Annotated in this window: 10 protein-coding genes; 9 read left to right on the forward strand and 1 reads right to left on the reverse strand. The window is 71.1% G+C overall.

Annotation, left to right across the window (positions count from 1 at the left end):
* Nucleotides 1-83: 83 nt before the first annotated feature.
* The 8 genes from IE145_RS31915 to IE145_RS31950 all read left to right on the forward strand — a co-directional run bounded on the left by IE145_RS31915 (nucleotide 84) and on the right by IE145_RS31950 (nucleotide 9,019).
* Nucleotides 84-518 (forward strand): DUF3499 domain-containing protein, encoded by a 435-nt coding sequence (locus IE145_RS31915; RefSeq protein WP_189528915.1) that lies wholly within the window; start codon nucleotides 84-86, stop codon nucleotides 516-518.
* An 82-nt stretch (nucleotides 519-600) separates the two neighbouring features.
* Nucleotides 601-1,974, forward strand: coding sequence for a phosphomannomutase/phosphoglucomutase (locus IE145_RS31920; RefSeq protein WP_189528916.1), 1,374 nt, complete (start codon nucleotides 601-603; stop codon nucleotides 1,972-1,974).
* Between the two features lie 393 nt (nucleotides 1,975-2,367).
* The gene (locus IE145_RS31925; protein ID WP_189528917.1) at nucleotides 2,368-2,550 is read left to right on the forward strand and encodes a Trm112 family protein; all 183 of its coding nucleotides are present in this window, start codon (nucleotides 2,368-2,370) and stop codon (nucleotides 2,548-2,550) included.
* Between the two features lie 184 nt (nucleotides 2,551-2,734).
* Nucleotides 2,735-3,871 (forward strand): SIS domain-containing protein, encoded by a 1,137-nt coding sequence (locus IE145_RS31930; protein ID WP_189528918.1) that lies wholly within the window; start codon nucleotides 2,735-2,737, stop codon nucleotides 3,869-3,871.
* A 274-nt stretch (nucleotides 3,872-4,145) separates the two neighbouring features.
* Nucleotides 4,146-5,321, forward strand: a complete 1,176-nt coding sequence (manA, locus tag IE145_RS31935) for a mannose-6-phosphate isomerase, class I (protein WP_189528919.1) — start codon at nucleotides 4,146-4,148, stop codon at nucleotides 5,319-5,321.
* A 90-nt stretch (nucleotides 5,322-5,411) separates the two neighbouring features.
* A complete protein-coding gene (locus tag IE145_RS31940) occupies nucleotides 5,412-6,398 on the forward strand; it encodes a cation diffusion facilitator family transporter (protein WP_189528920.1) in 987 nt (328 codons plus the stop codon).
* Nucleotides 6,399-6,678: 280 nt separating this feature from the next.
* Nucleotides 6,679-8,136 carry an adenosylhomocysteinase gene (gene ahcY / locus IE145_RS31945; RefSeq protein ID WP_189528921.1) on the forward strand — a complete coding sequence of 486 codons (1,458 nt, stop codon included), beginning with the start codon at nucleotides 6,679-6,681 and terminating at the stop codon, nucleotides 8,134-8,136.
* Nucleotides 8,137-8,341: 205 nt separating this feature from the next.
* Entirely contained in the window at nucleotides 8,342-9,019 is a 678-nt protein-coding gene (locus IE145_RS31950) for a hypothetical protein (RefSeq protein WP_189528922.1), read from the forward strand.
* Here the strand turns inward: IE145_RS31950 and IE145_RS31955 are convergent.
* Nucleotides 9,016-9,957: an RDD family protein gene (locus IE145_RS31955; protein ID WP_189528923.1), complete on the reverse strand. Its 942-nt coding sequence runs from the start codon at nucleotides 9,955-9,957 to the stop codon at nucleotides 9,016-9,018. The genes IE145_RS31950 and IE145_RS31955 overlap by 4 nt on opposite strands.
* A 119-nt stretch (nucleotides 9,958-10,076) precedes the next feature.
* Between IE145_RS31955 and IE145_RS31960 the strand changes: the two genes are divergently transcribed.
* Complete coding sequence (locus IE145_RS31960) at nucleotides 10,077-11,084, forward strand: stage II sporulation protein M (protein WP_189528924.1); 1,008 nt, start codon at nucleotides 10,077-10,079, stop codon at nucleotides 11,082-11,084.
* Nucleotides 11,085-11,599 lie beyond the last annotated feature (515 nt).

Consider the following 11,599-nt stretch of genomic DNA (forward strand, 5'->3'; position numbering starts at 1 on the left):
ATCGCGTGCCCCCTGCGGCGGCGCAGGTCAGGGTAGCCACCGGAGGTCCCGCTGTGCGGCAGGTCACAGGGCGACACGGTGGGGTGACCCGAGGGGGGAGTCGTCGCGGCCCGCTCAAGAGTGCGGTACCGTCCAACATCGTGAGCCCTGTACGTCGCTGTTCGCGCACCGCGTGCGGCCGCCCTGCCGTCGCGACACTGACGTACGTCTATGCCGATTCGACTGCGGTCCTCGGCCCGCTCGCCACCTACGCCGAGCCCCACTGCTACGACCTGTGCGCCGAACACAGTGAGCGGCTCACCGCGCCGCGGGGCTGGGAAGTGGTGCGGCTCTCCGACGGCTCCGCCCCGGCGCACCCGAGCGGCGACGACCTCGAAGCACTGGCCAACGCGGTCCGCGAGGCGGCACGCCCGCACGACCGCGGCCCGGACGGCGAGGGCCGGGGCCGGCGTTCGGCCGACCCGGTGGAGGTGGCCCGCCGGGGCCACCTGAGAGTGCTGCGCTCCCCGGACTCCTGAGCCCGTCGCCCGAGGCCGCCTGCTGACGCGCCGCCCGGCCGGGTAGTTTGGGCGGTCCGTAAAGACCCCAGGAGGACCGGCCGTGGTTGCTGATCTGTCGCAGCTCGTGAAGGCGTACGACGTGCGCGGAGTGGTGCCCGACCAGTGGGACGAGTCGCTGGCCGAACTCTTCGGATCCGCGTTCGTCCAGGTCACGGCCGCCGACGCGATCGTGATCGGCCACGACATGCGGCCCACCTCGCCAGGCCTGTCCGCCGCCTTCGCGCGCGGCGCGGCGGCCCGGGGCGCGGATGTCACGCTCATCGGCCTCTGCTCGACGGACCAGCTCTACTACGCGTCGGGGGCGCTGGACCTCCCCGGGGCGATGTTCACGGCCTCGCACAATCCGGCGCAGTACAACGGCATCAAGATGTGCCGGGCGGGTGCGGCCCCGGTCGGCCAGGACACGGGCCTCGCGGAGATCCGCACCCTGGTCGAGCAGTGGTCGGACGGGGCGCCCCGGCCCGCCGCGGCCACGACCCCCGGCACGATCACGGAACGCGACACCCTCATCGACTACGCGTCCCACCTCCTCGGCCTGGTCGACCTGACCGCGATCCGCCCCCTGAAGGTCGTGGTGGACGCGGGCAACGGCATGGGCGGCCACACGGTCCCCACGGTCTTCGACGGCCTCCCGCTCGACCTCGTACCGATGTACTTCGAGCTCGACGGCACCTTCCCCCACCACGAGGCCAACCCCCTCGACCCCAAGAACATCGTCGACCTCCAGGCCCGCGTCCTCGCCGAGGGCGCCGACCTGGGCCTCGCCTTCGACGGTGACGCGGACCGCTGCTTCGTGGTCGACGAGCGGGGCGCGGGCGTGTCCCCGTCCGCGATCACGGCCCTGGTGGCCGCCCGCGAGCTGGCCCGCAACGGCGGCGAGGGCATCGTCATCCACAACCTGATCACCTCCTCGTCCGTCCCCGAGGTGGTCCGCGAGAACGGCGGCACCCCGGTCCGCACCCGGGTCGGCCACTCGTTCATCAAGGCGGAGATGGCCGGGCACGGCGCGATCTTCGGCGGCGAGCACTCGGCCCACTACTACTTCCGCGACTTCTGGAACGCCGATACCGGCATGCTCGCCGCCCTCCACGTACTCGCCGCACTGGGCGGCCAGCAGAAGCCGCTCTCCGAGCTGGTCGCGGAGTACGACCGCTACACCGGCTCGGGCGAGATCAACTCCACCGTCGCCGACCAGGCCGCCAGCCTGACCAAGGTCAAGAAGACGTACGGCACCCGCGAGGACATCACCTTCGACGACCTGGACGGCCTCACGGTGACGGCCCCCGACTGGTGGTTCAACCTCCGAGCCTCGAACACGGAACCGCTGCTGCGCCTGAACGTGGAGGCGAGGGACGAGAAGACGATGACAGCGGTACGGGACGAGGTCCTGGGGCTGATCCGGGGACCTCTTTAGCCCCTCCGGTTAGCCCCTCCGGTTAGCCCCTCCGGCGTTTGAGGAGCGGGGCCGGGCGGGGCCGCCGGGGGCCCCGAACCCTGGCCCGTGAGGCCGCCCCAGCCATTCCGGCGCTTGAGGACACAAGGGGGGCCCGGGGCGGAGCCCCGGTTACGGGAAGGGGCGGGGAGGGGAGCAGCCCGCCGCAGGCGCCCACCCGCCCCGGCCCCACCACCCCGGTCCCGGCCCCGGCCCCGCCCCGGCACCACCCCGGCTCCGGCCCCGCCCCGGCTCACCCCCACGCCATCCCCCGTTTCCTCGCCCGGGCCAGGCCGCGCCCCCTCCACCCCAGCGGTAGGCTGACGACGCCTGATCCACGCGGATCGGAACTCGCATGCTCGAAGGGACTCACCCATGCCGCTCGAAGCCGGCCTCCTGGAGATCCTGGCCTGCCCGGCCTGCCACTCCCCGCTCGACGACCGTTCGGCGTCCGACACCCCCGAACTGGTCTGCACGGGCGACGACTGCGGCCTGGCCTACCCGGTCCGGGACGGCATCCCCGTCCTGCTCGTCGACGAGGCCCGCCGCCCCGCCTGACCGCGAGCGACACCCGTACGGGACAGGCCGGCAGCAGACGGCAGGCGAGGCGAACGGCATCGGCTCCGAACCAGGCCGGCCCGTCGAGGCCGAGCCAGTCGGGGCCGAGTCAGGCCTAGCCGGTCGAGGGCGCCCCACCCGTACCCGCAGCCCGCACCCCCACGGTGATCGGAGGCCCACCGCCATGCTCGACGAGTCCTTGCTCGACGCCCCGGAAGCCCTGGCCCGAGCCGACCGCCGCGACCTGCTGCGCGGCGCAGCCGAGGCCGGCGCCCGGGTCCGAACCGCCGCCCGGCACGCCGTCGAGGCGGGCATCGGCGGCCTGGCCCCCGAGGGCCGCCCCCGCGCCGTCCTCGTGGCGGGCCCCGGCACCGCCGCCTCCGGCGTCGCCGACCTGATCGGCGCACTGGCGGGCGCGGCCGCCCCCGTCACCCGCATCCACCCCACGGGCGTGGCCCCCGCCCCCGGCGCCCTCCGCTGGGCCCTGCCCGGCTGGGCCGGTTCCGTGGACCTGCTCCTCATCGCGACCGCCGACGGTTCCGAACCGGGCCTCGCCCTGCTCGCCGAGCAGGCATACCGCCGCGGCTGCACCGTCGTCGCCGTCGCCCCCGTCCGCTCACCGCTGCGCGAGGCGGTCGACGGGGTGCACGGCCTGGTCGTCCCGATGGCGGCCGCCCCGCACGGCGAGTACGACGCGGAGACCTCGGCCGCCGGCCCCGGCACGCTGTGGGCGCTGCTCACGCCGCTGCTGGCGCTTCTGGACCGGGTCGGCCTGGTGACCGCGACCCCCGAGGACCTGCAGAAGGTGGCGGACCGCCTGGACCGCACCGCGGAACGCTGCGGCCCGGCCATCGCCACGTACAGCAACCCGGCCAAGACGCTCGCCGCCGAACTCGCCGACAGCCTGCCGCTGCTGTGGACGGAGGGCGAAGCCGCGGGCCCGGTCGGCCGCCGCTTCGCCGCCGTACTGTCCGAACTGGCGGGCCGCCCCGCCCTCACCGCCCAGCTTCCCGAGGCGCTGCCCTCGCACGGCACGCTCCTCGCCGGGGACTTCGCGGCCGGCGCCGACCCCGACGACTTCTTCCGCGACCGGGTCGAGGAGGGCGAGACGCTGAGAGCCCGGGTCGTCCTGCTCCGGGACCGCCCGACGGGAGGCCTGAGCGCCTACCCGGCCGCCCGGGAACTGGCGCTCGGCCACGACACCCCCGTCAGCGAGCTGGAGCCGGAGGAGGGAGACGGACTGGAAGCCGTCGCCGAACTGCTCGCGATCACCGACTTCGCGGCGGTCTACCTCTCACTGGCGTCGGCCCCCCAGCCCTGACACAACACCGGACAGAACAAAATAGGGCAAACATGGCAAAAATATTCAAGGTGGGACGGGTAAGCCTCACCTGACAAGGCGTACCCACCCCAGGCTTCCAGGCCCCCGCCCCCAGGCCGCACCTGCGCCTCACCCCCCGTCCACCCCACCGACGCCGGAGCCTCACGCAACACTGATATGCCTGGCGTGCACCGATTGACCGATTGACCGATTGACCGCCCCACCCGACCCACCCGCCCCACCCGACCCACCCGCCCCACCCGAGGACGACTCCATGGACCGGCTGTCCAACACCGTGCGCCCCTACGCCTGGGGGTCCACCACGGCCATCCCCGCCCTGCTCGGCATCGCGCCCACCGGCGAACCGCAGGCCGAGATGTGGATGGGAGCCCACCCCGGAGCGCCCTCACGTATCACCCGCACCACCGCGTCCGGCGAGACCGAACTGGCCCTCACCGATGCCATCGACGCCGACCCGGAAGGCGAGCTCGGCGCTGCGACCGTCGCCCGCTTCGGCCCCCGCCTCCCCTTCCTCCTCAAGCTCCTCGCCGCCGGCGCCCCCCTCTCCGTACAGGTCCACCCCGACCTGGACCAGGCCCGCGAGGGTTACGCCGACGAGGAGGCCCGCGGCGTTCCCATCGACGCCCCCCACCGCACGTACAAGGACGCGAACCACAAGCCCGAACTCATCTGCGCCCTCACCCCCTTCGCCGGGCTGTGCGGCTTCCGCCCGCCCACCGAGGCGGCGGACGCGATGGAAGCGCTGGGCGTCGGCTCCCTCAAGCCGTACGTGGACCTCCTCCGCGCCCACCCCGAGGAGGCGGCCCTCCGCGAGGTGCTCACGGCGATCCTCGGCGCGAACCCGGCGGAGATGGCCGAGACCGTGACCGAGGCCGCGGCCGCCGCCGAACGCCTCGGCGGCGCCCACGCCCCGTACGCCCGCATCGCCCACCACTTTCCCGGCGACCCCGGGGTGCTCGCCGCGATGCTGCTGAACTACGTACAACTCCAGCCCGGCGAAGCCCTGTTCCTCGGCGCGGGCGTCCCGCACGCCTACCTCGACGGCCTCGGCGTCGAGATCATGGCCAACTCGGACAACGTGCTGCGCTGCGGCCTCACCCCCAAGCACATCGACGTCCCCGAACTCCTGCGCATCGTCCGCTTCGAGGCCACCGAACCCGGCGTGCTGCGCCCCGAAGCGGCCCCGTCGGGCGAGGAACTCTACGAAACCCCGGTCGACGAGTTCGCCCTGTCCCGCTACACGCTCGCCTCCGGGGCGGCCCCCACCGACCTGACCGCCTCCACCCCCCAGATCCTGCTCTGCACGGCGGGCACCGTCACGGTCGGCGAACTTTCCCTCCGGCCGGGGGAGTCGGCCTTTGTCCCGGCCGGCGAGCGGGTCGAGACGACGGGACCCGGCACACTCTTCCGGGCCACCGTGGCGGCCTGACTCACGGGCCGCCCCGGCGGCTGCAACAATGTGCCGCCTCACCACGGCGGTAGGTACCGCCGCGTACCGACGAAGGGACACCACGCACTCATGAGCGCGTCAGGCGGAACCAAGGCGATCGTGGCGGCACTCGCCGCCAACCTCTCGATCGCCGTGGCCAAATTCGTAGCGTTCCTCTTCAGTGGGTCCTCGTCGATGCTCGCGGAGAGCGTCCACTCGCTGGCCGACTCCGGCAACCAGGGGCTCCTGCTGGTCGGCGGCAAGAGGGCGAAGCGCGAAGCGACCCCCGAACACCCCTTCGGCTACGGGCGCGAGCGCTACATCTACGCGTTCCTCGTCTCCATCGTCCTCTTCTCCGTCGGTGGCATGTTCGCCGTGTACGAGGGCTACGAGAAGATCAAGCACCCGCACGAGATCGAGGCCTGGTACTGGCCGGTCGGGGTCCTGGTCTTCGCGATCATCGCTGAGATCTTCTCCTTCCGTACGGCGATCAAGGAGTCCAACCTCCTGCGCGGCAACCGCTCCTGGACCGAGTTCGTCCGCCGCTCCAAGGCCCCGGAGCTGCCGGTCGTGCTGCTGGAGGACCTCGGCGCCCTCGTCGGCCTGATCCTGGCGCTCGGCGGCGTCGGTCTCGCCCTCGCCACCGGCAACGGCGTCTGGGACGGCATCGGCACCCTCTGCATCGGCATCCTGCTGATCCTCATCGCGATCGTCCTGGCCGTCGAGACGAAGTCCCTCCTGCTCGGTGAGTCCGCCGGCATCGAGGACGTCGAGAAGATCAAGGCGGCCGTGGTGGACGGCGACACCGTCACCCGCATCATCCACATGCGCACCCTGCACCTCGGCCCCGAGGAGCTGCTGGTCGCCGCCAAGATCGCGGTCCGGCACGACGAGACCGCCGCCGAGGTCGCCGAGGCCATCGACGCCGCCGAGCGCCGCATCCGCGACGCCGTCCCGATCGCCCGGGTCATCTACCTGGAGCCGGACATCTACAACGCGGAAGCCGCCGCGACCGGAACCAACCCGGGCAGGACGCCCGACGGCCCGACCGAGACCCCGAGCGATTCCGGCCACTGACCCACCGCACACCAGCCCCGATCGGCCCGGTGACCCCGCACACACGCCCCTCTCTCCGATCGGACTGGGGCTCACTGGGCCGTTCGGTGTAGATTCGGATACGGAAAACAGACGTCGCTGCTGATGGCGGTCGACCGGCTGGCACCAGCGAGCCGGGCGAGGGACAGAGGGCCTCCGACGGACTGCACTGCGAATCCGCCCGGGCATTCCTGTGCCCGCCGCGCCGCAGAGTCAGCCCAGAGACAGCCCACCCTCGACCCATCACGAGGAGCAGCCCGTTATGACGACGGCCACCGATCGCCAGGACTTCAAGGTCGCCGACCTCTCCCTCGCCCCGTTCGGGCGTAAGGAGATCACGCTTGCCGAGCATGAGATGCCCGGTCTGATGTCGATCCGCAAGGAGTTCGCCGCGGCCCGGCCGCTGGCCGGCGCCCGGATCACCGGCTCGCTGCACATGACCGTGCAGACCGCCGTGCTCATCGAGACTCTTGTCGCCCTGGGCGCCGAGGTCCGCTGGGCGTCCTGCAACATCTTCTCCACCCAGGACCACGCCGCGGCCGCCATCGCGGTCGGTCCGAACGGCACCCCGGAGGCTCCTGCGGGTGTCCCGGTCTTCGCCTGGAAGGGCGAGACTCTGGAGGAGTACTGGTGGTGCACGGAGCAGGCGCTGACCTGGCCGAACACCCCCACCGGCGGCCCGAACATGATCCTGGACGACGGTGGCGACGCCACTCTCCTCGTCCACAAGGGTGTCGAGTTCGAGAAGGCCGGCCAGGCTCCGGACCCGTCGACCGCGGACAGCGAGGAGTACGCCCACATCCTCACCCTGCTGAACCGCACCCTGGGTGAGTCTCCGCAGAAGTGGACCCAGCTCGCGTCCGAGATCCGCGGGGTGACCGAGGAGACGACGACCGGTGTCCACCGCCTGTACGAGATGCACCGTGACGGGACGCTGCTGTTCCCCGCGATCAACGTGAACGACGCGGTGACCAAGTCGAAGTTCGACAACAAGTACGGCTGCCGCCACTCCCTGATCGACGGCATCAACCGCGCCACCGACGTCCTCATCGGCGGCAAGACCGCCGTCGTCTTCGGCTACGGCGATGTGGGCAAGGGCTGCGCGGAGTCCCTGCGTGGCCAGGGTGCCCGGGTGATCGTCACGGAGATCGACCCGATCTGCGCGCTCCAGGCGGCGATGGACGGCTACCAGGTCGCCACGCTGGACGACGTGGTGGAGACGGCGGACATCTTCATCACCACGACGGGCAACAAGGACATCATCATGGCCAAGGACATGGCCCGGATGAAGCACCAGGCGATCGTCGGGAACATCGGCCACTTCGACAACGAGATCGACATGGCCGGTCTCGCGGCGATCGACGGGATCGTGAAGGACGAGGTCAAGCCCCAGGTCCACACCTGGACGTTCCCCGGCGGCAAGGTCCTCATCGTCCTGTCCGAGGGCCGCCTGCTGAACCTGGGCAACGCGACCGGGCACCCGTCCTTCGTGATGTCCAACAGCTTTGCCGACCAGACCCTCGCGCAGATCGAGCTGTTCACGAAGCCGGAGGAGTACCCGACCGACGTGTACGTGCTGCCCAAGCACCTGGACGAGAAGGTCGCCCGCCTCCACCTCGACGCCCTGGGCGTCAAGCTCACGACGCTCCGCCCCGAGCAGGCGGCGTACATCGGAGTCGAGGTCGAGGGCCCGTACAAGCCCGACCACTACCGCTACTGATGCACCCCTCGGTGTTCGGAAGACCGGCCTTCCGAACACCGAGCGGCGTCACAGCATCCAGCGGCAGTTCCGCGGCAGTTCCGCAGCACATGCGTTGCCGTCCGCGGCAGACCCGTAGCAGTCCGAGTGCAGGCCCCCGCACCCCCGTGCCGGGGGCCTGCTCCCGTTACCGCCCCCGCACCACCCGAGGAACCCGAAGGACCCCATGCCCCGCGGCAGGTATTCGCTCCACGACCTTCACGATCACACCCCCCTCGGCGAAGAACACTTCCACTGCGCCCCCGGCCCCTCCGGCTGGCGCTACGTCTCGCAGACCACATCCTCCTCCGCAGACCACCTCGGCTCCCTCGACCTCGCCCTGGACGAGCTCGGCAGGCCCATCCGCCTCGAACTCCATGCAGCGAGCTGGCAGGTACGAGGAGCGGCCCTGGAAGGGGTCACCTGGGTCCGGACCGATCCCACCGGCAGCTACGCCACCGAAGGCAACGTCCGCGCCCACACCTTCGCCGGCACGTCCCCCGCTTTCCTGATCGCCACGACCCGTCTCCTGCGCCTCACCCCCGCTTCCCCGACGACGCGCGTCCGCGTGGTCACCTTCACGGACCCGGTCCTCGCACCCAGGACCGTCGACCAGTCCTGGGCCCTGATCAACAGTGAAGCGCACGCCACTGACAACGGCCCCCTGATCGTGGACGAATACCAGGTCAGCGCCCTGGACACCGGGGAGCGGCACACCGTCCACATCGCCGGCGACGTGGTCCTCGCGGCCCCCGGCATCGAGCTCGAACACCTGGAGACACCCCCGTCCCCGCGCACCTACGGGCCGGGCCTGGGCGGGCCGGACCTCGGCGAGCCGGACACGGACAGCCCGGCCGCCGACTAGCCGGGCGGAGCGAACCCGGCCGAGGCAGCACCCCCGCGCCGCTGCCGATCATCACCGACACCACCGCCCCCAGCAGCAGTACCCCCACCAAGCCCATTGGCCCTGGCGACAACAGGGGGCACAGGGGTTACGGGGGCAAGGGGAGCCGGAGCCTCGATGTGCCCCCCGGCCCCCGTGCCGCCCCGAGGCCCGGCGAACACGCGCCGCGCATCCCGGGACTGCCGCTCATGCACCACCGCGGCCAGAAACGCGGCCGCGGGAACGCCCTGCGGCGCGGCGGCCCCCGTCCGAGCGACCAGCTCACCGGCCAGCCGCTCAGCGATCGACCGCCCCACACCGGGATCCAGCTGCTGCATCCGCGTCAGGTACTGCCGTATCGCCGACCAGAGCTCGTCCGGTACGCCCGACAGATCCAGCTGCGCGAACCGGCCGACCAGCCAGGGCGGGGGAGGCGGCACAGCAACGGACCGGCCCGTCGCGGCGACGCGCTCCCGGATCACCAGCGTTCCGGCGAACACGTCACCGATCCGGCGCCCCCGCGCCGACACGAGGGACGCGATGGAGGCCAGGGCACCGAAAGTCAGGAGGATCTCGACGAGCCCCATGGCCCCACGGACGAGCGCGTGCCGGAACCGGATCGGCCCGCCGTCGTCCCGCACCACCCGCAGCCCGCAGGCCAGCTTCCCCAGGGAGCGGCCATGGCTCAGCGTTTCCACCGCGACGGGCCCACCGATCAGGACCAGCAGGAACGAGGCGACCCCGATCGCCGCGAGGGCGGCCTCGTCCAGGGCCGCGGAGGCTATACCCAGCACCACCGACACCAGGATGAAGACGGCGAACGTCACCGCCAGATCGATGGCGGAGGCCAGGGCCCGGCTGGGCAGCCGAGCGGGCCTCAAACCCAGAACGACCGCGTCACCGGTCACCAGCTCACTCATCGGGCCCCACCCTTCGCCGACCTTCCCTGCCCCAGCCGAGCCCAGTCTGCCAAGCTGACCGCCAGCGCGCCGCAGCAGTACGGACCCGTACGCCCCTTTGCCTGGAGCAACAGACGCCCATGGACCTCGACGTCTTCGTCACCGCCCACCGCACGGAGTGGGACCGCCTCGAACACCTTCTGCGCCGAGGGCGCCGCCTCACGGGTGCGGAAGCGGACGAACTGGTCGTCCTCTACCAGCGCACGGCGACGCACCTCTCGCTGATCCAGTCGAGCAGCCCCGACCCCCTCCTCACCGGACGCCTGACCCAGCTGGTGGCCCGTGCCCGGTCGACCGTGACGGGCACCCGCAAGGCCTCCTGGCGGGACGCGGTCCGCTTCCTCACCGCGGGATTCCCCGCTGCGGTCTACCGATCGCGCCACTGGTGGGTGCCCACCGCGGTGCTCTCGACCGCGGTGGCGGCACTTCTGGGCTGGTGGATCGGCACGCACCCCGAGGTGCAGGCAGCGATCGGGGCACCGGAAGACCTCCGCGCGATGACCCGGCCGGGCGGGGAGTACGAGACCTACTACTCCAGCCATCCGGCCGCGTCGTTCGCGGCGCAGGTATGGACGAACAACGCGCAGGCCGCGGCCCTGTGCCTGGTCCTGGGGGCGTTTCTCTGCATACCGGTGATCTGGATCCTGTTCCTCAACATGCTGAACCTCGGCGTCGGCATAGGCCTGATGTCCTCCGCCGGCCGGCTCGATGTCTTCCTCGGCCTGGTGCTGCCCCACGGCCTGCTCGAACTGACCGCGGTCTTCGTCGCCGCGGGCACGGGGCTACGCCTCGGCTGGGCGGTGATCGACCCGGGCCCCCTGTCACGCCGGACCGCCCTGGCCCAGCAGGGCCGCGCCGCACTGGGCATGGCGATCGGGCTGGCAGTGGTCCTGTTCGTCTCCGGGCTCATCGAGGGCTTCGTGACACCGTCCGGACTCCCGACCTGGGCCCGGATCGCCATCGGCATCGCCGCTGAACTGGGCTTTCTCGCGTACGTCTACATCCTGGGCGGCCGCGCGGCCCGCGCCGGCGACACGGGCGACCTCACCGCGGTCGAACGCAGCGCCGAACTTCCCACCGCAGCCTGACGGCCGATGTGCTTTTACCCCTGCCGAGCTGCTAGTCTCCTCTTCGCCCACAAAACCCGTTGACACGGCAGATGTGGGGAGGTAGATTTGAACGGTTGCCTCGGACTTGACAGGTTCGGGATGAGCGCATATTGTCTACCTCGCTCGCGCAGGAGTTCTTGTTAGCTCCGCCGGGCCGCATGATTCTCCTTTATCGAATCGCTCGGGTTGTTCGTTTGCCCCGCGAGATTCTGATAAAGTCGGGTCCGCCGAAAGGCAAGGCCACTCAACAGGTCACCGGAAATCAAATTCGGACCGGAAACGGAACGAAAAAGAGTCTGGTAAAGTTGGAACCGCTGGAAAGGGAAAACGCGAAAGCGAAGAACCTGGAAAGCGAAACTGCACGGCCCGCTTCGACCGGGAATCGGACACGAAAGAGTCTGATAGAGTCGGAAACGCAAGACAGCAAGACAGTGAAACAAAAGAAGTAAACGAAGGGAAGCGCCCGGAGGGCCCCGGTGATACGGGACCGAAGG

It is taken from the genome of Streptomyces sindenensis (assembly GCF_014649035.1).
GTDB lineage: Bacteria > Actinomycetota > Actinomycetes > Streptomycetales > Streptomycetaceae > Streptomyces > Streptomyces sindenensis.

Coding starts and splice junctions, on each gene's coding strand:
- IE145_RS31925 (WP_189528917.1), top strand. CDS start 2,368: ATGCCGCTCGAAGCCGGCCTCCTGGAGATCCTGGCCTGCCCGGCCTGC.
- IE145_RS31930 (WP_189528918.1), top strand. CDS start 2,735: ATGCTCGACGAGTCCTTGCTCGACGCCCCGGAAGCCCTGGCCCGAGCC.
- manA (WP_189528919.1), top strand. CDS start 4,146: ATGGACCGGCTGTCCAACACCGTGCGCCCCTACGCCTGGGGGTCCACC.
- IE145_RS31940 (WP_189528920.1), top strand. CDS start 5,412: ATGAGCGCGTCAGGCGGAACCAAGGCGATCGTGGCGGCACTCGCCGCC.
- ahcY (WP_189528921.1), top strand. CDS start 6,679: ATGACGACGGCCACCGATCGCCAGGACTTCAAGGTCGCCGACCTCTCC.
- IE145_RS31950 (WP_189528922.1), top strand. CDS start 8,342: ATGCCCCGCGGCAGGTATTCGCTCCACGACCTTCACGATCACACCCCC.
- IE145_RS31955 (WP_189528923.1), bottom strand. CDS start 9,957: ATGAGTGAGCTGGTGACCGGTGACGCGGTCGTTCTGGGTTTGAGGCCC.
- IE145_RS31960 (WP_189528924.1), top strand. CDS start 10,077: ATGGACCTCGACGTCTTCGTCACCGCCCACCGCACGGAGTGGGACCGC.